Source organism: Ruegeria sp. AD2(2025), from assembly GCF_056542385.1.
In genome coordinates this window covers 734,808-755,356 of the sequence record NZ_JBQFZS010000001.1, presented here as the reverse complement: position 1 = coordinate 755,356, position 20,549 = coordinate 734,808, and the positions used below count along the sequence as shown (strand labels likewise).

Here is a 20,549-nt window from a genome sequence, read left to right as displayed (position 1 = left end):
CAAGGTTCGGGGCTGCAACTAAGGACAGCTAATCATGTATCGCTACTCCGAGTTCGACACAGCATTTTTGGCAGAACGTAACGCCCAGTTCCGCGCGCAAGTCGAGCGCCGCATTGACGGTTCGCTGACCGAGGATGAATTCAAACCTCTGCGCCTGATGAACGGGCTGTATCTGCAACTGCACGCCTACATGCTGCGGGTCGCGATCCCCTATGGTACGCTGTCCAGCGCGCAGATGCGTCAGCTGGCACTGCTGGCCGAGAAGTGGGACAAGGGCTACGGCCATTTCACCACCCGTCAGAATATCCAGTACAACTGGCCCAAGCTGAAAGACGTACCGGATATGCTGGACGCGCTGGCCGAGGTTGGCATGCATGCCATCCAGACCTCGGGCAACACCATCCGCAACGTGACCGCCGACCACTTCGCCGGTGCCGCCGCGGATGAGATTGCCGATCCGCGCCCCTATGCCGAGCTGCTGCGCCAGTGGTCCACCGACCATCCGGAATTCCAGTTCATGCCGCGTAAGTTCAAGATCGCGATCACCGGCTCGGAGAACGACCGTGCTGTCATCAAAGCGCATGACATCGGTCTGCAACTGGTCGAGCGTGACGGCGTTCTGGGTGCCCGTGTCATCGTCGGTGGTGGCCTGGGTCGTACGCCGATGATCGGCAAGGAACTGTCCGAATTCGTCGCTTTCGACGACCTGCTGGCCTATCTAGAGGCGACCGTTTCCGTGTGGAACCAAATTGGTCGCCGTGACAACAAGTACAAGGCGCGGATCAAGATCACCGTGCACGAGCATGGCATCGACGCCATCCGCGCCAAGGTCAATGAGCGCTTCCTGCAGGTTCGCCCTCAGTTCAAAGGGGCCGACATGGCCCTCCTGGATGAGATCAAGACCCACTTTGCCGCGCCCGATTTCCGCGAAGCCTCGGTCGCGTCGTTTGAAAGCGCCTATTCCAACGACCCGGTGTTCCGCTCTTGGGTGGATACCAACATCGCGCCGCATAAGAATGCGGACCACGCGATCGTCACGATCTCGATCAAAAAGCACGGCGCAACACCCGGTGATGCGACCGCTGAGCAGATGCGCGTGATGGCCGATCTGGCCGAAGAGTTCGCCTATGACGAGCTGCGCATCAGCCACGAGCAGAACGTGATCCTGCCGCATGTCCATAAATCGGACCTGCCCGCGATCCACGCCAAGCTGAAAGAGCACGAACTGGCCACCGCCAACATTGGCCTGATCAGCGACATCATCGCCTGCCCCGGCATGGATTACTGCGCGCTGGCCACAGCACGCTCGATCCCGGTTGCGCAGGAAATCGCGACCCGCTTTGACGACCTGAAGTTGGAGCACGATATCGGCCACCTGAAGATCAAGATCTCGGGCTGCATCAATGCCTGTGGACACCACCACGTTGGACACATCGGCATCCTCGGGCTGGATCGCGCGGGTGTCGAGAACTACCAGATCACGCTGGGCGGCGACGGCACCGAGACTGCAGCCATCGGCGACCGCACCGGCCCGGGCTTTGCCTATGACGAGATCGTTCCCGCCGTGGAACGCATTGTCGACACCTATCTGGAGCAACGCGAAAGCGCCGAAGAGGAATTCCTGCAGACCTATCGCCGCGTTGGCATGGCTCCGTTCAAGGCTGCCCTTTACCCCGAGGCTCGGGCGAATGCCGCTTGATCTGATCCAGACGGAACTGGGTCGTGAGCGGCGCGAACTGACCGAGCGGGTCGAGGCGCTGAACGCCCGGTACCGGCACCACAGCGCGCATGACGTGATGCATGGTGCCATCGAGCAAATCGATGACCTTGCCCTAGTCTCGAGTTTCGGGGCCGAGTCGGTAGTGTTGCTGCACATGGCGGCGGTGGTCGACAAGATGACCCCGGTGCTGTTTGTGGACACCCAGATGCTGTTTACCGAAACGCTGGAGTACCAGCAGGAAGTCAGCGAGCGTCTGGGCTTGAAGAACGTGCACATCATCCGGGCCGATGATGAAAGTATTCAGCGCGACGATCCTTACGGAGCGCTGCACCTCCGCGACACCGATGCGTGCTGCAACCTGCGCAAGACCTTCCCTCTACAACAGGCATTGGCCGGTTATGACGGATGGATTACGGGCCGCAAGCGGTTTCAGTCGGGCACCCGCGCCGCGCTCGAGTTCTTTGAAGTCGAAGACGGCACGGGCCGCATCAAGGTGAACCCGCTGGCCCATTGGGCACCCGAAGACGTGCGCGCGTACATGGATGAAAACAACCTGCCCCGGCATCCGCTGGTGGCGAAAGGTTACCCCTCGATCGGTTGTGCGCCCTGCACCTCGCCGGTCAAGGAAGGCGAAGACCCCCGCGCCGGACGCTGGCGCGATCAGAGCAAGGAAGAATGCGGCATCCACTTTGTCGATGGCAAAATGGTGCGCGCCGGAGAGAGAACATGAACGTGATCGTAACAGATGAGGGTTTCGGCCCCGATGACTGGACCGACGGCTTTGTCACGCTGGAAGACGCCGCAAATGACGTGGTTGCGCTGGATGTCGCCTCGGACACCGACCCCGACGAGTTGGTGGAACGGCTGGGCAGCGCAAAGATGGTACGTGTGGATTTTCCGTCCTCCGCTGATGGCCGCGGCTTCACCATCGCACGCGTTTTGCGGCTGAAAGGTTACACCGGTCGTCTGCGCGCCAAGGGGCATGTGCTGGCCGACCAGTACGCCATGGCCCGGCGAAGTGGCTTTGACGAGGTCGAGATCGACGATAACCTCGCCAACCGTCAACCCGAGGATCAGTGGCTGGCCCGGGCCAATTGGCAGGACAACAATTATCAGGCGCGCCTGCGCGGCTGAAACGCCCCTCGCCGTTTGGGAAACGCTGGGGCAATCTGCCCCTTTTCCTGACTTGGATCAAAGATTAAACGGAGATGCCGGTTTACCCAACCGACAGATACAACGATGACAGAGATGAAGCCCGTGAGTGAAGCCACCGCCGTAAAGGCCCCCGTCGTGCCCGACGCCCAGACCGTCACAGACGTGAAACACTGGACCGACCGGCTGTTCTCGTTCAAGGTCACGCGCCCGCAAACGCTGCGGTTCCGCTCGGGTGAGTTCGTGATGATCGGCCTGCTGGGGGATAACGGCAAGCCGCTGCTGCGGGCTTATTCGATCGCGTCGCCTTCATGGGACGAGGAACTGGAGTTCTACTCGATCAAGGTGCAGGACGGCCCTCTGACCTCGAAGCTGCAGCACATCCAGCCCGGCGATCAGATCATCCTGCGGCCCAAGCCTGTTGGCACGTTGGTCCACGACGCCCTGCTGCCCGGCAAGCGCATTTGGTTCTTTGCCACCGGCACCGGTTTTGCGCCCTTCGCTTCGCTGCTGCGCGAGCCGCAGACGTACGAGGATTACGACGAGGTGATTATCACCCACACCTGCCGCGATGTGGCCGAGTTGGACTATGGCCGCGAGTTGATCGAAAACGTCCGCAACGACGAATTGCTGGCCGAGCTGATCGGTGAAGGATTTGCCGACAAGATCCGCTACTACCCCACCACCACACGGGAACAGAGCCCCAAGATGGGCCGTATTACCACCCTGTTGCAGGACGGTACCGTCTTTGCCGATCTGGGCATCGAAGGCGGCATATGCCCCCAAAACGACCGTGCCATGGTCTGCGGCAGCCTGGCCTTCAACCACGACATCAAGGCGATCCTTGAGGAGTTCGGTCTGCGCGAAGGCGCAAATTCCGAGCCCAAAGAGTTCGTGATCGAGAAAGCCTTTGTCGGCTAATCGGGTTTGCCGATCACCTCTTTCGACGGCTGACCGGCAAAAACACCCGGAATTCATGGAAATTTCATGCGGCCTGCGATTTATGCCGCTTGAAACACCTGCCAGCCCGGTCTAAATTCCGGGCTCGAATTTCTGCAATCATCAAAGGAATGAACCCATAGCCCGCAGACCTCACAACGCGCCGCCGCAGCGAGACACCGGACCGCGCGTCAATGACAAGATCCGTGCCCCCGAAATTCGCCTGATTGGCGCCGAAGGTGAAAATGTCGGGGTGGTTCATCCCGCCAAAGCCATGCAGATGGCCGCCGATGTCGGCCTCGATCTGGTCGAGATTTCGCCCAACGCGAACCCGCCTGTCTGCAAGATCATGGATTTCGGCAAGTTCAAGTACGAACAGCAGAAACGCGAAAGCGAAGCCCGCAAGAAACAAAAGATCATCGAGGTGAAAGAGGTCAAATTCCGGCCCAACACCGACACGCATGACTATGACGTCAAGATGCGCAACGTGTTCAAGTTTCTCGAAAACGGCGACAAGGTCAAAGTCACTCTGCGGTTCCGTGGCCGCGAGATGGCGCACCAGAATCTGGGCCGTGAACTGCTGGAACGCGTGGCCGAAGACGTCAAGGATCTGGGCAAGATCGAGAACATGCCCAAGATGGAAGGCCGTCAGATGATCATGATGATCGGCCCCCTGCCGCAGAAATAAGCGCCTATCTCAGCGTTTTCGAAGGCTCCGCCGCTCTGGCCGGGGCCTTTTTCATGCCCTGTCGTGTTTGAACCAAAGCACCGCATCGCGCAGGTCGAACGCCAGCGAGATCACGTCGACCACAATCAGCAGTATCAGGGCCGAGGTATAGGCCGGAGACAGATCACCCTCGGTCTGCAACACATAGGCCGCCAACGCCACCAATGGTATCCAGCACAGGATATGCGGCAAGGCCATCGCCCGAGACATGCCACGTGCAACCAGCATGATCGGAATGTTCAACGCCATGCCCGTCACCGCCAGCGCCGCAATCGACCAGCCATAAGGTTGACCGACAAAAGCCAGCGGCATCAGGTTCACCGGCACCAGAATGGCCGCGACCCAGACTTGAACCCAAAGCGGCAGGTCCCGGAAACTCGACCAGATATCTCGCACCATGCGCAGGGCCTTTCTACGTGTTCAATGCGCCGACCCTACAGAGACCTGCCCGCGCTGAAAGGCCTGTCACGACATTGTCAGATCACACTGGCGATCGCTCGACCCAGCTTGGAGACCAACTCTTCTATCTGCGCATCCTCGATAATGAACGGAGGCGCCAGAAGGATATGATCACCCTGCCGCCCGTCGCGGGTGCCGGACATTGGGTAACAGATCAGCCCTTCGGCAAAGGCCGCTTTCTTGATCTTGCCCGCGACGCCGAGCGCCGGATCGAAGGGGGCCTTCGTCCCCCGATCTGCGACCAGTTCCACCCCCCGGAACAGGCCGCGCCCGCGAATATCCCCGACATTTGGATGCTGGCCGAAGGTCGCGGTCAACGCCGATTGCAGTTTTTCACCCATTCGAGCCGCCCGCGCGGGCAGGTCTTTCCGGGTCAGTTCGGTCACAACGGCCAAGGCCGCCGCCGTTGCGACCGGATGACCGACATAGGTGTGACCATGCTGGAAAAACCCCGATCCGTCCCGGATCGCATCATAGATTCGCCCGGTACAGAGCATCGCGCCAATTGGCTGATACCCGGCCCCCAAGCCTTTGGCGATGCACAGAATATCGGGCACCACCCCGTCATGATCGCAGGCAAACAGGTGCCCGGTGCGCCCCATGCCACACATCACCTCATCCAGAATCAACAGCACTCCGTACTGGTCACAAATCTCGCGAATCCGCTTGAAATACCCCTCGACCGCAGGAACCGCGCCCAGCGTCGCGCCAACCACGGGTTCAGCCATGAACGCCATCACGGTCTCGGGACCGAGGCGCAAAATCTCGGCCTCCAACTCATTGGCGACGCGCTGGCCATAGTTAAAGCTGCTCTCGTGATCGGGCTTTTCGGCATATTCATAACAGGGCGCGATATGCGTCATCTCGATCAGCATCGGTGCAAATTGCGCCCGCCGCCACGCATTACCCCCGGCAGACAACGCCCCCAGCGTATTGCCATGATAGCTCTGCCGCCGCGCGATGACATGGCGGCGTTCGGGCTGTCCGGTCTCCAGAAAATACTGCCGCGCCAGCTTGATCGCTGCCTCGGTCGCCTCGGACCCGCCCGAGACGAAATAGACCCGATCCAGATCACCCGGAGCATGCCTGACCAGCAAATCAGCTAGCGCTTCGGCCGGTCCGGACGTCATGAAACCGGTATGGGCAAAGGCGATCTGCCCAACTTGATCCTGCACAGCCTTGGTCACCGCCGCATTCGAATGCCCCAGACAAGACACCGCCGCATCACCGCAATCGAGATAGCGCCGCCCCTCGGCATCGATCAGGTAACAGCCATCACCCCCAACGGCGACCGGCAGGTCCGATTTCGTGTGGCGTGGAAAAACGTGGCTCATGTTTCCGTCCCTTTCAGAAGACCAATCAAAGCCGAAACCGACGCCGCATTGTCCGCCCACGCAGCCCCATTTGCGCCCGTCAGGCTGTTCTCGAACCCAACCCGAACGTCGCCGCCGCGTAGCGCGGCGCGCTGAAGGCACAGATGTTCCTGCGTACCAAAGGCACAGACCATCCACGGGTCCTCGCAGCTCGGGAATGCGTCCAGATCGCCGGGCACCGATTCCTGAGCGGTTGCATAGCGGCCAAGCACCAGCAGGCGATCCACCTGCCCGGGCTCAACGATGCCGCTCTCCTGCCAGCGCGTCAGAAGGTCTGCATCCGCCGCATCATAGAGGATGTGTTGAACCCGCGTGCCCTGATCAGCGCACAGGGCATAGATCCGAGGAGCCAGTTCGGGCGACCGGGCAATCTCGCGCACCGATATGGAAGCCCATTCCGGATGCACTAGCCGCAGACAATCGAACTGCGCCAGCACGTCGAAAACGCCTACGGATTCGGTCGTGATCTGAATGTCCATCTGCGGCACGGCCTGACGCAGCTCTGCAATCGTCTCACGGTAGAGCCCTGCATCCAAGGTATGAGCCCCGGAGCGATTCCGCACATGCAGATGAATACCATCCGCACCTGCGGCATGGCAGGCCCGCGCGGTTTCGACGATTTCAACAATACTGACCGGCAGCGCCGGATGATCCTCGTGCCCGCGCCTCGCCCCGTTTGGCGCGACCAGCACATATGGCAGCGTGTCATCCTTGAAAGACGTATCGGGCATTTTCATTATCCGCTCTGGTTTCCTCCGATCTATCGCCCACGCAATCGTTTTCAATTTGCTTTTGTCAGAACATATGTTTTTTTTGATCCATGCAGATCAGCCCAAACCTTGTGACCCAGCGCCTGCGCCGGGACATCGACACCCTGCCCTCGCAAATGCAGGCCGCCGCCAAATACGTGATCGACCACCCCGGAGATTTCGGGCTCGACCCCATCCGCGTCACGGCAGACAAAATAGGGGTCAGTTCAAATGTTCTGGTCCGACTGGCCGAACGTCTGGGTTTCGACAGCTATGATGCCTTCCGCAAACCCTTCCGCCAGACCCTTGTGACCGACCGCGAGGACCGGCTAGGGCAGGATTGGCTCAACCGGCTGCAGACTCAGGGCCCCTTCAGCGCAGCCCAGGCCGGTTTCGCCCAGAATGAGCTGAACGTGGTCTCCCGCTCGCTGCGCCTGATGGAGTCCAGTCTGGTCGAACGCGCAATCGACTATATGCGATCAGCTAATCGCTGCTTTATCACTGCGACCCGTGCCAGCTATGCGCTGGCCTATTACTTCCACTATGCCGGACGAATGGCGCATCCCGGGTTTCAACTGATCCCACGGCACATGGGCACTGCCATCGACGACCTGCTGGACGCCGATCAGAACGACTGCCTATTCGCGCTGACGGTCCACCCCTATTCATCAGACACTATCCAATCGATTCGCTTCGCCCGCGGCCGGGGCACCCGGATCATCTTGCTGTCCGACAGCGAGGTCATCGCCCCCGGCGTCGATCCCGATATCATCCTGCCCATCAGCACACGAACCCAACATCACCTCTCAAGCTTTACCGGAGCGATGGCGGTGCTCGAATGCCTGCTGGGTCACCTCTTCGCCGCAGGCGGCCACGCAGCGCGCGACAGGGTCGACCGTTATCAGAAGGCCCGGGAAGATACCGGGGCCTACTGGCAGCCAGCCAAACCACCCAGAATCAGAAACACATGAAAAAGCCCCGGCGAACCGGGGCCTTTGATCGCTCAGGTCGGGGCGCCCTCACATACAGGCTTCAACAGCCCTCTTGGTCATGACACCAACCAGATGGGCACGATACGCCTTGCTGCCATGCAGATCGCCGATCATATTCATGGGATTAATCCGCAGATCCATCAAGGCATCCGCGCGGAATTCCTTGTCCAACGCTGCCTCGGCCTCGGACCAGCGGAACACACCATCCTCGCTGGCCCCGGTCACGGCCACGCGAACACCATCGGCAAACCGCGCCACATAAACGCCCACCAGCGCAAAGCGCGACGCGGGCTGCAGGAACTTCTGATAGCTCGCCGCCTGCGGCACCGGGAACCGGACCCAGGTGATGATCTCGCCTTCCTCCAATGCGGTCGCAAACATACCCTGGAAATAGTCATCCGCCGCAATCTCGCGCTTGTTGGTCACGATGGTCGCGCCCGAGCCCAGAACACCCGCCGGATAACAGGCCGCCGGATCATTGTTGGCCACCGACCCGCCAATAGTGCCACGATTGCGCACCGCCGGATCACCGATCTGACCCGCCAGCGCCGCCAGCGCCGGGTACGACCCTGCCGCCTCGCGCGCCACCGTGGCATGGGTCGTCGCCCCACCAACAGCGACCGAGCCGTCATCCTCGATACAGACCCCCTGCATCTCAGCAATCCCACTCAACGACACCAGCGCCGACGGCGATGCCAACCGCTGCTTCAGCGTTGGGATCAGCGTCTGACCACCCCCCAATGCCTGCGCATCCTCAGCCCCCAGCGCCGCAACCGCATCCGCAATACTCGAGGGCTTCTCAAACTCGAAACTGTACATTTCGCATTTCCTTTCCGAAGAACACGGATCCGTTCTTCATCTGGCTATAAATATCCCGGGGAGCGCGAGGGGCTGGCCCCTCGCACCCCAACCTCTCAACTGTTCATCGCCGCCCAGACGCGCGACGGGCTCACCGGCATGTCGATGTGATCCACCGCCTTGCCGCCCGAATTCAGCGCATCCAGCACCGCATTGACCACAGCAGGCGGCGAGCCAATGGCCCCGGCTTCGCCACAGCCCTTAACCCCCAGCGGGTTATGCGTGCAGGGCGTCTGACTGGAATGATCCACGCCGTAGAAGGGCACATCATCGGCGCGCGGCATGGCGTAATCCATGAAGGACGCGCTCAGCAACTGGCCATTCTCGTCATAGGCGCAGTTCTCCAGCAGCGCCTGACCGATGCCCTGACCGATACCGCCATGCACCTGACCATCCACGATCATCGGATTGACGATGTTGCCAAAGTCATCCGCCGCCGTGAAGGCCTCGATACTGACCTGACCGGTCTCGGGATCAACCTCGACCTCGCAGGCATAAGCGCCCGAGGGGAAGGTGAAGTTGGCCGGGTCGTAAAACGCGGTCTCCTCCAGCCCCGGCTCGACCTCCAGCGGGTAGTTATGCGGCACATAGGCCGTCAGGGTCACATCGCCCCAGGCCACCGACTTGTCAGTGCCCGCCACGCTGAACTGACCGTCTTTCAGCTCGATATCCGCCTCGGAGGCCTCCAGCAGGTGGGCCGCGATCTTCTTTGCCTTGTCGATCACCTTCTCGGTCGCCTTGACCATGGCCGAGCCACAGACCGCCAGCGAGCGCGAGCCATAGGTGCCCATGCCAAACGGGATCTTCGAGGTGTCGCCATGCACGATCTCGACCATCGACTCGTCGATGCCGATCATGTCGGCCACAACCTGCGGGAAGGCGGTCTCATGCCCCTGCCCGTGGCTGTGCGCCCCCACCATGACGCTGATCGAGCCGGTGGCGTTCACCCGCACGGTCGCCGCATCATAAAGACCCGCTCGGGCCCCCAGCATGCCAACGATGTTCGAGGGCGCAATGCCACAGGCCTCGATATAGCAGTTGATGCCCAGGCCCCGCAGTTTGCCCCTGGCCTCGCTCTGCGCCCGGCGGGCGGCAAAGCCTGCCAGATCGGCAGCGGCCTCCAGCTTGTCCATGGTCCCGTTGTAATCCCCGGTGTCATAGGTCAGCGCCACCGGCGTGTCATAGGGGAACTGGGTGACAAAGTTCTGACGGCGCAGCGCAATCGGATCGACCCCCAGCTCGCGCGCGGCCTTGTCCACCACGCGTTCCAACTGGAACGTCGCCTCGGGCCGGCCCGCGCCGCGATAGGCATCCACCGGCACTGTATTGGTGAACATCGCCTTGACGTTCACCTGAATGACCGGCGTCTTGTAATTGCCCGCCATCAACGTGCCGTGCAGCCATGTGGGCACGGAGCTTGAGAAGGTCGACAGATACGCCCCCAGATTGGCGAAGGTATTGGTGCGCAGACCGATGAAGTTGTTGTCCGCATCCAGCGCCAGTTCGATGGTGCTGACATGATCGCGGCCATGGGCATCCGACATGAACGCCTCGGACCGGCTCGAGGTCCACTTCACCGGCCGGTTGCAGGCCTTGGCGGCGAAGGTACAGAACGCCTCTTCCGCATAGTGGAAAATCTTGGTGCCAAAACCGCCCCCCACATCCGGGGCCACCACGCGGACCTTGTGCTCGGGCAGGCCCAGAACAAAGGCGCACATCAGCAGGCGGATCACATGCGGGTTCTGCGAGGTGGTATAGAGCGTGTACTCATCCGTGCCGCGCTTATATTCCCCCACCGCCACACGCGGTTCCATCGGGTTGGCGACCAGACGGTTGTTCACCAGATCCAGCGTGGTCACATGGGCCGCATTGGCAAAGACTTCGTTGACTTTGGCGTCATCCGCCTCGCCCAGCTGCCAGTCATAGCAGATGTTGTTCTTCAGATCGTCATGGACCAGCGTCGCGCCCTCTTGGGCGGCGGCCTTCATGTCGATCACCGCGGGCAGTTCTTCGATATCCACCTCGATCGCCTCGGCTGCATCACGCGCCTGTTCCAGGCTGTCGGCCACAACGGCGGCAATGGGATCGCCCACATGGCGCACTTTACCCTGCGCCAGAATGGGGTGCGGAGGCTCCTGCATTGGCGCGCCATGCTTGTCCGTCACCTCCCAGCCGCAGGGCATGCCGCCCACGCCTTCGAAATCCTTGCCGGTGAACACCTTGACCACACCGGGCATGGCCTCGGCCGCCGAGGTGTCGATGCTGGTGATCTTACCATGCGCGATATCCGAGCGCAGAAAATGCACATAGGCCTGTCCGGCCACGTTGATGTCGTCGGTATAATTGCCTGCTCCGGTCAGAAAGCGTACGTCCTCGCGCCGCTTGGAACTGGCTCCGATGCCACTGTCTTTGGGCATTGCTTGTTCTCCTCCCTGGAAAAGAATTTTCGTCGAAAATTCTCGCCCGCCGCCTTATTCGGCAGCGATGTTGGAAACGTCCTGACCGGATGCGGCCATGATCGACTTGACGATGTTATGATAGCCGGTGCAGCGGCACAGGTTGCCCTCAAGATACTTACGTATCTCGGCTTCGGTCGGGCGCGGGTTCTCTTTCAGCAGCGCCGCAGCACTCATCACCATGCCCGGCGTGCAAAAGCCGCACTGAAGACCGTGATGATCCTGAAACGCCTGCTGGATCACGTTCAATGATCCGTCTGCATTCGCCTGCCCCTCGATGGTGCCCACCTCGGCCCCGTCGGCCTCGAGCGCCAGCATATTGCACGATTTCACCGCTTCGCCATTCACATGCACCACGCAAGCGCCGCATTGCGCCGTATCGCAACCGACATGCGTTCCGGTCAGCGACAGGTGATCGCGCAGAAAGCTGGACAGCAGCGTCCGGCCCTCGACATCACCGCTCACGGATTTTCCGTTCACGGTCATTGAGACCTGTGTCATCAGTTCCTCCCATTTCGATTTTTTCTTACCCCGGAGTTAAACACGGGAAATTTTGTTTGAGAACAAAAATATTTACTGCGTTTCGCGGCCCACCCAGCGGTCAACATTCAGGACATAAGCCGGGACCCACAAAGGGCTAAAGTGCCGTTACGTCACTTCTTCCGGGCCGCCCGTGGCTGCGGTCTGGTGGGGATTTCCTTGAGCAAGCCACCCACCCCCATCGCGGCAATATCGGCCCCCGTGGTTTCGATCCCGCAGGCCACCCGGGACAACACCCAGTCCGCGCCGTTCAGCGCGGGTGAGCGCGCGCAGCCCGGCAGACCGATCACCGGGCGCGCGCCCAAAGCCCCCAGAAACAGCAGATTGCCCGGGTCAACCGGCATTCCAAAACGATCAACCACGCCGCCCGCCTGCCGCACCGCGCCGGGGGCCACGTCATCCGCATCGGATGTGGCCGAGCCGGTCAGGATCATCACCACATCTCCGCCGACCTCAGACACAGCCCCGGCCAGACCTGCGGTTTCGTGCGGAACCACGCGCACGTCCGTCAGATCCATTCCCAGCGCCTCGACCCGCCCGCGGATCGCGGCAATGCCCTTTTCGTTCGGAGGGCCGCCGGGAATGTCGGTCACGACCAGTCCGGCAGTCCGGTGGACCGGCGTGATCAGCCGCACCGCGTCCTGCGCCAGACCCGCCGCGCGGTCGACATCCGATCCGGGCACGGCATACGAGATCACCTTGATCGTCGCCACCATGCCGCCTTCGGTCATCTGCTGATATTGGGGTACGGTGGCCACCGTGATCATCGGGTTCACAAGGTTGAACCGCTCCAGAGCATCCACGTCCAGAACCGCAACCCCCGGCCCATTCGCCAGCAGGTTGACGCGGCCCGTGAATGCCTCGGTCACGCGCAGGTTGGCGCGGGCCGGATGGGGCGCGAGTGCCGCCGCCAGCATCCGGGCGGCCTCGTCCTCGTGACAGTCTCCGGGCTCCAGCCGGGCGACGGTGACCTCCGCATATCCGGCCTGATGCAGCTGAGACAGATGGTCCGACGTCAGAACCAAGCCCTTGCGCAGCTTGGTATCGCCCGCCTTTACCGAATGGGCAAGGATCGCACCGGTGGCGTCGGCCAGCGGAACGGGGCCGAACCTCATGCCTTGCCCCGCAGCACCGCGGTCATTTGCGCCAGTATCGCAACCGCGATCTCGGACGGTCCCGCTGCGCCGATATCCAGCCCGATGGGGCCATGTATCCGCGCGATCTCGTCTTCCGAAAAGCCTGATTGCTGCATCCGATCCACACGCTTGGCATGGGTCCGGGTCGACCCCAGCGCGCCGATATAGAAGGCATCAGCCCGCAGCGCTGCCTCGAGCGCGGGATCGTCCAGCTTGGGGTCGTGGGTCAGCAGCACCACCGCCGTGCGCGCGTCGAGCCCCAGCTTGGCGACGGCCTCGTCGGGCCAGTCGGTCAGGATGGTCTCACCCGGAAAGCGCGCGTCCGAGGCGAAGGCCTCGCGCGGGTCGATGATAACCGGATCGTATCCCGCAATCCGCGCCATTGGCACCAGCGCCTGCGCAATATGGACCGCGCCCACGACGATCAGCCGCAAGGGCGGGTTATGGACGGCGACAAATGTCTGGCCGTCCTCTTCGAACCCGGAGCGGTCCATCCGCAAACGGTCGGGGTAGGCATTGCGCCGCAACTCCCGATGGCCCGTTTCGATGTTCACCTCATAGGCCAGCGGCTCGCGGTGCGCACGGGCGGCGACCAGTTCGGCCAGCATCGCCTCGGGCAGGACCGCGCCGACCGGCTCGACCAGCACCCGGATCGTGCCGCCACAGGCGAGCCCCACGGCAAAGGCATCTTCGTCGCTGACACCGAATTCCAGCAGGCGGGCGTCACCTTCGTCAATGGCCTCCAGCGCCTCGACAATCACCGCGCCTTCGACGCAGCCGCCCGAGACCGAGCCCTCGATCCGCCCGTCCGCGCCGATCACCAACTGCGCCCCCACGCGTCGCGGGGCGCTGCCCCATGTCTCGACCACGGTGGCTAGCGCCGCCCCCTTGCCGTCGCGGTACCAGTCCAGCGCGGTTTCCGGGTTGTTATCGAATCGTTCCATTGAGACCTCCGCCCCTGACCGGGTCCAACATAAGCAGCTTTGCCGTGATGAAAAGACGCCAGCAAACTCACCTTTGGCGTCAACGCGCCGTTTTCACATTCAGAAAAGTGAAGCATTGATTGCCTGCGAAACTGCCCCTAGCCTGCAGGCGCGGTCTGCATCCCAACCGGTGCGACCCACAGGACATTTCATAACGGAGACAACGATTTGAAACGCATTCTTGCACTCGGCACAGCCCTGACCCTTGCTACCGCGACCTCTGGCTGGGCCGACACCTTCCTGCGCTACGGCGAGGTTGAAGGTTGGAAGGTCTTTATCGACCAGGACAAGAAATCCTGCCTGATCGAGGCCGTGGATGACGACGAAAACGTGGTTCAGATGGGCCTGACCGAAGATCGCGGCGTAGGCTATGTGGGCGTGTTCACAAAGGCCAAGACCGATATCAAAGCCGGTGAGACCGAAGGCGTGGCCATTCTGCTGGGTGACAACATCTATGTGGGCGAGGCCACCGGGATGAAAGGCAACATCACCAAGGGCTATTCCGGCGGCTATGTCCTATCGGACGATCCTCAGTTCGCCGAAGACATCGCCAAGAAGCATGTCATGGTGGTATTCCCCGAAAAGGAATTTGCGTTCACGGTCGATCTGACGGGCACGTACAAAGCCATGGAAATGGCGCGCAAGTGCAACGCGGAACAGGTGTCGTAGAAGTTATTCGGAAAGCGCGGCCATCAGCCGTGCTTTCTGCCCCTGATCGTCGGGCGCAGAAATCACCCTGGCCAGGTCTTCAAGCGAGGCAATCGAATGCCCCGCTCGGAAACTGTCAACATGGGGCAGCATGGTCCTGACCCCTTGCGCCTTGGGCGCAAACCCATCCCAGCGTAGCAGCGGGTTCAACCAGATCAGACGGCGCGCGGATAGGTGCAGACGCTCGGTTTCCTTGTTCAGCAGGTCGGGGTCGCCCCGTTCCAGACCGTCGGTGATCAGCAGCACCACCGCGCCCTGCCCCATCACCCGCCGCGACCAGTCGCGGTTGAACTGGTGCAGGCACTCTCCGATCCGCGTGCCGCCTTCCCAATCCTGTGCCTCGGCCCCGGCGGCGGCCAGCGCGGCGTCGACATCGCGCTGATGCAGGTGCCGGGTGATATTGGTCAGCCGTGTGCCGAAGGTGAAGGCATGAACCTTGGCCCAGCCCGCTCCCTTTGCGTTCGAGACCGTGTGAAGGAAGTGCAGGATGATCCGGCTGTATTGGCTCATCGACCCTGAGATATCGCAGAGCGCCACAAGGTTCGGCCAACGGGGTTTTGGCTTTAGATGGGTGATATGATGCAACTCGCCCCCCTGTCGCATCGCGGCGCGCAAGGTGCGGGCGCGGTCGATGCGGTGGGTCAGATGGCTGGGCTGACCCCGGCGCGAAGCGATGGGTTGGACCGGCAGCGTCAGCCGCGCCAGCAGGCGTTTGGCCTCAGCTATTTCGGCGGTGCTCATCTGTTCAAAGTCGAGGCTGCGCAGACGTTCCTCGGACGAGGCGGTCTGGGTGGCATCAATCTCGATCTCGGCTTCTTCCTCTTGCGGTGTGGGTTCGGGCAGGTCTCGGTCGACGCCGTCCAGCAGCGCCTCGGCGGCGCGCTTTTCGGCGGCATCGGGCTGACGTTCCTCCTGCACACCCCGTATGGCGGGCAGCATCATCGACATCATATGTTCCAGATAACGCGGGTCGCGCCAGTACAGGCGAAAGACCTGAGCGAACACGGTGCGGTGTTCGGGGCGGTTCACGAAACAGGCATGTAGCGTCCAATAGAAATCGCGCCGTTCGGTGAAGCCTGCGGCCTGAACGGCACGGATTGCATCGACCACGCGGCCTGTGCCGATGGGCAGGCCGGCCTTTCGCAGCGCGCGGGCGAAATGGGTGATGTTCTGCGCCAGTTTAGGGGTGTCGGGGATGTCCAGCGGGATGTGCTCGGCCATTACCCTTCATGGGGGCGCTGCCCCCATACCCCCGAAGTATTTTTGAACAGAAGAAGCATCAGGCCGGTTCGAGGTCGGCTTTGGCCTGATCGAGGATACGCTTGGCCTCGGATCCCTGTAGTTTCTGGATGTCGTCCTGGTATTTGAGGATGGCGCCCAGCGTGTCGCCGATCACCTCGGGGCTGAGGTTGATCACATCCAGCGCCAGCAGGCATTTGGCCCAGTCGATCGTTTCGGCAACGCCGGGTTTCTTGAACAGGTCCTCGGTGCGCAGGCGTTGGACGAAGGCGACCACTTCGCGGCTGAGCGTCTGGGCTGCCTCGGGTGCGCGGGCGTTGAGGATTTCGATCTCGCGGTCGAAATCGGGGTAGTCGACCCAGTGGTAAAGGCAGCGGCGTTTCAGCGCGTCATGCACCTCGCGCGTGCGGTTCGAGGTGACGATCACGATCGGCGGTTCCGGGGCGTTGACCGTGCCCAGTTCGGGGATCGTGACCTGAAAGTCGCTGAGCGCTTCCAGCAGGAAAGCCTCGAAGGGTTCGTCGGTGCGGTCAAGCTCGTCGATCAGCAGGACGGGCGCGCCGTTGGCGTCGGAGCGCATGGCTTGCAACAGCGGGCGTTCGATCAGGTAGTCGTCCGAGAAAAGCTCGGTCTGCAGCGCGTCGCGGCTGGCCCCGCCCGAGGCTTCCGCCGTGCGGATCGCCACCATCTGCGCCGGGAAATTCCATTCGTACACCGCCGACGAGGCATCGAGCCCTTCGTAGCATTGCAGCCGGATCAGGCGGCGGTTCAGCCCGGCCGCGAGCGCTTTGGCGATCTCGGTCTTGCCGACACCGGCTTCGCCTTCCAGAAACAGCGGCCTGCCCAGTTTCAGCGACAGGAACACCACCGTCGCCAGTGCCCGGCCACAGACATAGCCCTGCGCGCCCAGCATGGTCTGAACCGCGTCGATCGTGTCTGGCTGCGTCATGTGCATCAATCTCCCTTGCCGACAACAGGTCATGGCTGGGCGCGGGCGTCAAGACCGGGCCTGTCCTGTGATCTGCGGCAATCGGGGCGGCTGGCAAGGGTTTTCCCGCCGCAGCGGCTGTGCTAGCCGGGGCGCATGACCGATACCCTGAACCTCCGCCGCCCCGACGACTGGCATCTGCACCTGCGCGATGGCACCATGTTGCAGGCCGTCCTGCCCGAAACCGCGCGCCACTTTGCGCGCGCGATCATCATGCCGAACCTTGTGCCCCCCGTTGTGACCGGGGATCAGGCCGCCGCGTATCGCGCGCGCATTCTGGCCGCCCTGCCTGCGGGCATGACGTTCGAGCCGCTGATGACGCTGTATCTGACCGAAGATACCGACGCCGCCGATGTGGCCGCAGCCCATGCCAGCGGGTTGATCAAGGCGGTGAAGCTGTATCCGGCCGGGGCGACGACGAACTCGGCCTCGGGCGTGCGTGACTTTGACAAGGTGCGCCCGTTGCTTGAGAAGATGGCCGAGATCGGCCTGCCGCTCTGTGTGCATGGTGAAGTGACCGATGCCGAGATCGACATTTTCGACCGTGAGGCGGTGTTCATCGACCGTGTGCTTGACCCGATCCGCCGGGCCACGCCGGGGCTGCGCGTCGTGATGGAACATATCACCACCGCCAACGGGGTTGATTACGTCAAGGCCAACGACAGCGATCTGGGTGCGACGATCACTGCGCATCACCTGATCATCAATCGCAATCACATTCTGGTGGGCGGCATCAAGCCGCACTATTACTGCCTGCCCGTCGCCAAGCGCGAGGAACATCGGTTGGCCTTGCTAGGGGCTGCAACCTCGGGTGATTCCCGGTTCTTCCTGGGCACCGACAGCGCGCCCCACACGGATGCGAACAAAGAGATGGCCTGTGGCTGCGCGGGTTGTTTCACCGCGACCAACACCATGTCTCTGGTGGCCGAGATGTTCGACCGCGCAGGCGCACTGGACAAGCTGGAAGGCTTTGTGTCGCTGAACGGCCCGGCCTTCTACGGCCTGCCGGTGAACGAAGACATGATCACCCTGACCAAAGGCGCGCCGGTGGCGTATCCCGCCAAGATCGACACCGCCGACGGGCCCGTCACCGTGTTCGATCCGGGCTTTCCGCTGCACTGGCGCGTGGCTTAACCCGCCAGCCTGTCAGACAGGTCGGCTGCGCGCCCGCCGGTGCGCAGCATTGACCAGATCGCATCGGCCTCGTCTCCGCCGATCAGCTTCGCGGCTTTCTGGCGCACCCGGTCTTCGCGGTCGGGCAGAGACATCGGCGTCAGTAGATCGTGACTTGCCTCAAGCCGCGCGCCGTCGCGGCGCAGTAGCGCCACATGGGCCTGCGTCTCTGACAGACTTTCGTCCGCCTCGACCGTGATCCGCTGCCGCAGTGCCTGCAGGTGCGGGTCGGCGCAGGTCTGGTCGGAATAGCTGTCGGGTACCGCGGTGTCATAGCCAAGCGCCAGCATCGCCAGAACGGTGCGATAAGAGAACTTGGCCCCGAGCCCGGTCGATGGTTCGGTCTGGTTGCAGACACTCATCCAACGGGGATGGGTTTTGACCTTGATTTCAGCCACTTCGGGTTCGGCGATGTCCAGTTCGCGGGCAGCCTCAAGCGCGGCATGCAGGCCATGGCAGCAGGCGTGGAACTTGTGACTAACCGCCTCGAACAGCCATTCATCGCCCAAGCGATCGAGCGCCGCCAGGGTGTCATCCGCACCCTGATGTGTCGCGCCGAAACCATGCGGGCCCTGCAGGGCGTCTTCGTTGGGCTGGAAACCGCGATGGATCAGCAAGGCGGTCTCGACGCCTGTCGAGGCCGCAAGCCCAGCGTTGTAGGGCTTGCCCATGGTCCCGAACTGCGCCTTGAGTCCCGCCGCGCGGGTGGCGGTCAGGCCCAGGGCACGCCGCATCTGCGCCGGGTCGAACCCCATCAGATGGCCCACCGCAGCCGCCGCGCCAAACGCGCCTGCGGTGGCGGTCTGGTGGAAGCCGGCCTGATAATGCCCGCGCCCCAGCCAAAGCCCTACGCGGATGGACAGTTCCATCCCGACCAGCGCGGCCTCAAGCAGATCAACGACGGGCTTGTCCTCATGCGCCGCAATGGCCAGCGCCGCCGGGAACACGGCGACCGACGGATGGCCGATATGGGCGAAATGCGTGTCGTCATAATCCAGCGCATGGGAAATGGTACCGTTCGCCAGAGCCGCCCCTCGCAAGGGCGCACCGCCGCCGCCAAACATCTGAGCCTGAGGCGCTCCGCCCTCGGCCAGCACCATGTCGCGGATGATGTGCGAGACGGGCTCGTCCGCGCCCGCACGGCCAACGGCCATCCAGTCCAGCGCGGACAAAGAGGTCACGATCCGCGCCTGCGTCGTGGTCGAAACGGGGCCTGCGGCGAATTGCGCAAGCGATGAGGTCAGGTCAGTCATAGTGCGCAGTCTAGCGCGCGGCGGGTCCGGGTAAAGGCTCAGCCGTACAGGTCTGCGGCGCGCTGTTCGAAGGCGCGGACGATGCGGTGCATCGCTTCGTTAAAAACCACGCCGATGATGCCTTGCAGGACGGCGTTCTTGAACTCGAAATCCACATGGAACGAGACGTTGCAGCCGTCATCAGTATCCTCGAACTGCCAGTCCGAGCGCATGTATTTGAACGGACCGTCCAGATACTCGGTGTCGATCTTCTTTTGCGCCGGAAACAAGGTCACCCGGCTGCCGAAGCGTTCGCGGAACACCTTGAACGAGATCACCAGATCGGCCTCCATCACCTGCCCCGCGCCCGCCTCATAGGTCCGGCGGATACGGGAGGCAGCACACCACGGCAGGAATTCCGGGTATTTGGCCACGTCGCCGACCAGATCGTACATCTGTTGGGCAGTATAGGGCAGCGGACGGGTTTCCGAATGGATGGGCATGACGTTCCGGCATTTGCAGGTGACAATGGCGCGTCATGTCGTATGTTGCGCGCCAAAGATCAAGGGGGCAGCGATGAGCGACCGCGCATATGTGATAGATGAGATGATCTCAGCCAAGGCCATCGCCGCGCGGATTGAGGAATTGTGCCGCGAGATCACGGATGAATTCGGCGGCACCGACAAGCTGGTGGTCGTGGGCCTGCTGCGCGGCAGTTTCGTGTTCATCGCCGATCTGGTGCGCGAGCTGGACCTGCCGATCGAGGTGGATTTCCTTGAGGCATCTTCATACGGAGACTCGATGGAGAGCAGCCGGGAAGTGCGTATTCTCAAGGACTTGCGCGGCGCAATCGAAGGGCGCGACGTGCTGGTGGTCGAGGATATCGTCGACACCGGGCACACGCTGAACCATGTCACCAAGCTGTTGCTGAACCGCAAGCCCGCGCGGCTGAAATCCATTGCGCTGCTCGACAAGCCCATCCGGCGCGAGGTCGATTTCCGCGCCGACTGGATCGGCTTCGAAATTCCGGATGAATTTGTCGTGGGTTATGGCATCGACTACGCGCAGCGCAACCGCAACCTGCCGTTCATCGGCAAGGTGCGGTTCGTCGGGGATTAAACGGGG

21 protein-coding genes are annotated in these 20,549 nt (G+C 62.2%); 9 read left to right on the top strand and 12 right to left on the bottom strand.

What is annotated here, in order from left to right; genetic code table 11:
- Nucleotides 1–34: 34 nt before the first annotated feature.
- From ACR1XV_RS03690 to infC, 5 genes are all read left to right on the top strand, one after another.
- Complete coding sequence (locus ACR1XV_RS03690; RefSeq protein WP_480528956.1) at nucleotides 35–1,699, top strand: nitrite/sulfite reductase; 1,665 nt, start codon at nucleotides 35–37, stop codon at nucleotides 1,697–1,699.
- Nucleotides 1,689–2,450 carry a phosphoadenylyl-sulfate reductase gene (locus tag ACR1XV_RS03685; protein WP_480528955.1) on the top strand — a complete coding sequence of 254 codons (762 nt, stop codon included), beginning with the start codon at nucleotides 1,689–1,691 and terminating at the stop codon, nucleotides 2,448–2,450. The genes ACR1XV_RS03690 and ACR1XV_RS03685 overlap by 11 nt, the downstream gene beginning before the upstream one ends.
- On the top strand, nucleotides 2,447–2,854 hold the full coding sequence (locus ACR1XV_RS03680) for a DUF934 domain-containing protein (protein ID WP_480528953.1): 408 nt from the start codon (nucleotides 2,447–2,449) through the stop codon (nucleotides 2,852–2,854). Before ACR1XV_RS03685 ends, ACR1XV_RS03680 begins: the two co-directional genes overlap by 4 nt.
- Before the next feature lie 105 nt (nucleotides 2,855–2,959).
- Nucleotides 2,960–3,793: a ferredoxin--NADP reductase gene (locus ACR1XV_RS03675; RefSeq protein ID WP_480528952.1), complete on the top strand. Its 834-nt coding sequence runs from the start codon at nucleotides 2,960–2,962 to the stop codon at nucleotides 3,791–3,793.
- 115 nt (nucleotides 3,794–3,908) lie between these two features.
- Complete coding sequence (gene infC / locus ACR1XV_RS03670; RefSeq protein ID WP_480529291.1) at nucleotides 3,909–4,499, top strand: translation initiation factor IF-3; 591 nt, start codon at nucleotides 3,909–3,911, stop codon at nucleotides 4,497–4,499.
- Between the two features lie 51 nt (nucleotides 4,500–4,550).
- Here the strand turns inward: infC and ACR1XV_RS03665 are convergent, their stop codons facing one another.
- The 3 genes from ACR1XV_RS03665 to ACR1XV_RS03655 all read right to left on the bottom strand — a co-directional run bounded on the left by ACR1XV_RS03665 (nucleotide 4,551) and on the right by ACR1XV_RS03655 (nucleotide 7,101).
- Nucleotides 4,551–4,937 (bottom strand): hypothetical protein, encoded by a 387-nt coding sequence (locus ACR1XV_RS03665; RefSeq protein ID WP_480528951.1) that lies wholly within the window; start codon nucleotides 4,935–4,937, stop codon nucleotides 4,551–4,553.
- A 77-nt stretch (nucleotides 4,938–5,014) separates the two neighbouring features.
- Nucleotides 5,015–6,331 (bottom strand): aspartate aminotransferase family protein, encoded by a 1,317-nt coding sequence (locus ACR1XV_RS03660; RefSeq protein WP_480528950.1) that lies wholly within the window; start codon nucleotides 6,329–6,331, stop codon nucleotides 5,015–5,017.
- On the bottom strand, nucleotides 6,328–7,101 hold the full coding sequence (locus ACR1XV_RS03655; RefSeq protein ID WP_480528949.1) for a beta-keto acid cleavage family enzyme: 774 nt from the start codon (nucleotides 7,099–7,101) through the stop codon (nucleotides 6,328–6,330). Before ACR1XV_RS03655 ends, ACR1XV_RS03660 begins: the two co-directional genes overlap by 4 nt.
- Before the next feature lie 89 nt (nucleotides 7,102–7,190).
- Here ACR1XV_RS03655 and ACR1XV_RS03650 point away from each other — a divergent pair, with 89 nt between their 5' ends.
- Nucleotides 7,191–8,090, top strand: a complete 900-nt coding sequence (locus tag ACR1XV_RS03650) for a MurR/RpiR family transcriptional regulator (RefSeq protein ID WP_480528948.1) — start codon at nucleotides 7,191–7,193, stop codon at nucleotides 8,088–8,090.
- A 48-nt stretch (nucleotides 8,091–8,138) separates the two neighbouring features.
- On the opposite strand, the gene ACR1XV_RS03645 is transcribed toward ACR1XV_RS03650, so the two are convergent.
- The 5 genes from ACR1XV_RS03645 to ACR1XV_RS03625 all read right to left on the bottom strand — a co-directional run bounded on the left by ACR1XV_RS03645 (nucleotide 8,139) and on the right by ACR1XV_RS03625 (nucleotide 14,045).
- Nucleotides 8,139–8,930 (bottom strand): FAD binding domain-containing protein, encoded by a 792-nt coding sequence (locus ACR1XV_RS03645; protein ID WP_480528947.1) that lies wholly within the window; start codon nucleotides 8,928–8,930, stop codon nucleotides 8,139–8,141.
- Between the two features lie 95 nt (nucleotides 8,931–9,025).
- Complete coding sequence (locus ACR1XV_RS03640) at nucleotides 9,026–11,386, bottom strand: xanthine dehydrogenase family protein molybdopterin-binding subunit (RefSeq protein WP_480528946.1); 2,361 nt, start codon at nucleotides 11,384–11,386, stop codon at nucleotides 9,026–9,028.
- Between the two features lie 54 nt (nucleotides 11,387–11,440).
- The gene (locus ACR1XV_RS03635; RefSeq protein WP_480528945.1) at nucleotides 11,441–11,926 is read right to left on the bottom strand and encodes a (2Fe-2S)-binding protein; all 486 of its coding nucleotides are present in this window, start codon (nucleotides 11,924–11,926) and stop codon (nucleotides 11,441–11,443) included.
- Nucleotides 11,927–12,078: 152 nt separating this feature from the next.
- Complete coding sequence (locus tag ACR1XV_RS03630) at nucleotides 12,079–13,080, bottom strand: molybdopterin-binding protein (protein ID WP_480528944.1); 1,002 nt, start codon at nucleotides 13,078–13,080, stop codon at nucleotides 12,079–12,081.
- Nucleotides 13,077–14,045 carry an XdhC family protein gene (locus ACR1XV_RS03625; protein ID WP_480528943.1) on the bottom strand — a complete coding sequence of 323 codons (969 nt, stop codon included), beginning with the start codon at nucleotides 14,043–14,045 and terminating at the stop codon, nucleotides 13,077–13,079. The genes ACR1XV_RS03630 and ACR1XV_RS03625 overlap by 4 nt, the downstream gene beginning before the upstream one ends.
- A gap of 207 nt (nucleotides 14,046–14,252) precedes the next feature.
- On the opposite strand from ACR1XV_RS03625, the gene ACR1XV_RS03620 reads away from it, so the two are divergent.
- Complete coding sequence (locus ACR1XV_RS03620) at nucleotides 14,253–14,753, top strand: hypothetical protein (protein ID WP_480528942.1); 501 nt, start codon at nucleotides 14,253–14,255, stop codon at nucleotides 14,751–14,753.
- 3 nt (nucleotides 14,754–14,756) lie between these two features.
- Here ACR1XV_RS03620 and ACR1XV_RS03615 read toward each other — a convergent pair whose 3' ends face one another.
- Together ACR1XV_RS03615 and ACR1XV_RS03610 are read right to left on the bottom strand one after the other, a co-directional pair.
- Nucleotides 14,757–16,013: a vWA domain-containing protein gene (locus tag ACR1XV_RS03615; RefSeq protein ID WP_480528941.1), complete on the bottom strand. Its 1,257-nt coding sequence runs from the start codon at nucleotides 16,011–16,013 to the stop codon at nucleotides 14,757–14,759.
- Between the two features lie 58 nt (nucleotides 16,014–16,071).
- Complete coding sequence (locus ACR1XV_RS03610) at nucleotides 16,072–16,980, bottom strand: AAA family ATPase (protein WP_480528939.1); 909 nt, start codon at nucleotides 16,978–16,980, stop codon at nucleotides 16,072–16,074.
- Between the two features lie 135 nt (nucleotides 16,981–17,115).
- Between ACR1XV_RS03610 and pyrC the strand changes: the two genes are divergently transcribed.
- Complete coding sequence (gene pyrC / locus ACR1XV_RS03605) at nucleotides 17,116–18,153, top strand: dihydroorotase (RefSeq protein ID WP_480528938.1); 1,038 nt, start codon at nucleotides 17,116–17,118, stop codon at nucleotides 18,151–18,153.
- Here the strand turns inward: pyrC and ACR1XV_RS03600 are convergent.
- Together ACR1XV_RS03600 and ACR1XV_RS03595 are read right to left on the bottom strand one after the other, a co-directional pair.
- On the bottom strand, nucleotides 18,150–19,445 hold the full coding sequence (locus ACR1XV_RS03600) for an MmgE/PrpD family protein (protein WP_480528937.1): 1,296 nt from the start codon (nucleotides 19,443–19,445) through the stop codon (nucleotides 18,150–18,152). The two genes, pyrC and ACR1XV_RS03600, sit on opposite strands and share 4 nt — an antisense overlap.
- A gap of 38 nt (nucleotides 19,446–19,483) precedes the next feature.
- Nucleotides 19,484–19,927 carry a type II toxin-antitoxin system RatA family toxin gene (locus ACR1XV_RS03595; protein ID WP_480528936.1) on the bottom strand — a complete coding sequence of 148 codons (444 nt, stop codon included), beginning with the start codon at nucleotides 19,925–19,927 and terminating at the stop codon, nucleotides 19,484–19,486.
- Between the two features lie 73 nt (nucleotides 19,928–20,000).
- On the opposite strand from ACR1XV_RS03595, the gene hpt reads away from it, so the two are divergent.
- Nucleotides 20,001–20,543, top strand: a complete 543-nt coding sequence (gene hpt / locus ACR1XV_RS03590) for a hypoxanthine phosphoribosyltransferase (protein ID WP_480528935.1) — start codon at nucleotides 20,001–20,003, stop codon at nucleotides 20,541–20,543.
- Nucleotides 20,544–20,549: the final 6 nt, after the last annotated feature.

Bases quoted from the DNA above. Each gene is read 5' to 3' on its own strand.
- ACR1XV_RS03690 (WP_480528956.1), top strand. From the start codon at position 35: ATGTATCGCTACTCCGAGTTCGACACAGCATTTTTGGCAGAACGTAAC.
- ACR1XV_RS03685 (WP_480528955.1), top strand. From the start codon at position 1,689: ATGCCGCTTGATCTGATCCAGACGGAACTGGGTCGTGAGCGGCGCGAA.
- ACR1XV_RS03680 (WP_480528953.1), top strand. From the start codon at position 2,447: ATGAACGTGATCGTAACAGATGAGGGTTTCGGCCCCGATGACTGGACC.
- ACR1XV_RS03675 (WP_480528952.1), top strand. From the start codon at position 2,960: ATGACAGAGATGAAGCCCGTGAGTGAAGCCACCGCCGTAAAGGCCCCC.
- ACR1XV_RS03665 (WP_480528951.1), bottom strand. From the start codon at position 4,937: ATGGTGCGAGATATCTGGTCGAGTTTCCGGGACCTGCCGCTTTGGGTT.
- ACR1XV_RS03660 (WP_480528950.1), bottom strand. From the start codon at position 6,331: ATGAGCCACGTTTTTCCACGCCACACGAAATCGGACCTGCCGGTCGCC.
- ACR1XV_RS03655 (WP_480528949.1), bottom strand. From the start codon at position 7,101: ATGCCCGATACGTCTTTCAAGGATGACACGCTGCCATATGTGCTGGTC.
- ACR1XV_RS03650 (WP_480528948.1), top strand. From the start codon at position 7,191: ATGCAGATCAGCCCAAACCTTGTGACCCAGCGCCTGCGCCGGGACATC.
- ACR1XV_RS03645 (WP_480528947.1), bottom strand. From the start codon at position 8,930: ATGTACAGTTTCGAGTTTGAGAAGCCCTCGAGTATTGCGGATGCGGTT.
- ACR1XV_RS03640 (WP_480528946.1), bottom strand. From the start codon at position 11,386: ATGCCCAAAGACAGTGGCATCGGAGCCAGTTCCAAGCGGCGCGAGGAC.
- ACR1XV_RS03635 (WP_480528945.1), bottom strand. From the start codon at position 11,926: ATGACACAGGTCTCAATGACCGTGAACGGAAAATCCGTGAGCGGTGAT.
- ACR1XV_RS03630 (WP_480528944.1), bottom strand. From the start codon at position 13,080: ATGAGGTTCGGCCCCGTTCCGCTGGCCGACGCCACCGGTGCGATCCTT.
- ACR1XV_RS03625 (WP_480528943.1), bottom strand. From the start codon at position 14,045: ATGGAACGATTCGATAACAACCCGGAAACCGCGCTGGACTGGTACCGC.
- ACR1XV_RS03615 (WP_480528941.1), bottom strand. From the start codon at position 16,013: ATGGCCGAGCACATCCCGCTGGACATCCCCGACACCCCTAAACTGGCG.
- ACR1XV_RS03610 (WP_480528939.1), bottom strand. From the start codon at position 16,980: ATGACGCAGCCAGACACGATCGACGCGGTTCAGACCATGCTGGGCGCG.
- pyrC (WP_480528938.1), top strand. From the start codon at position 17,116: ATGACCGATACCCTGAACCTCCGCCGCCCCGACGACTGGCATCTGCAC.
- ACR1XV_RS03600 (WP_480528937.1), bottom strand. From the start codon at position 19,445: ATGACTGACCTGACCTCATCGCTTGCGCAATTCGCCGCAGGCCCCGTT.
- ACR1XV_RS03595 (WP_480528936.1), bottom strand. From the start codon at position 19,927: ATGCCCATCCATTCGGAAACCCGTCCGCTGCCCTATACTGCCCAACAG.
- hpt (WP_480528935.1), top strand. From the start codon at position 20,001: ATGAGCGACCGCGCATATGTGATAGATGAGATGATCTCAGCCAAGGCC.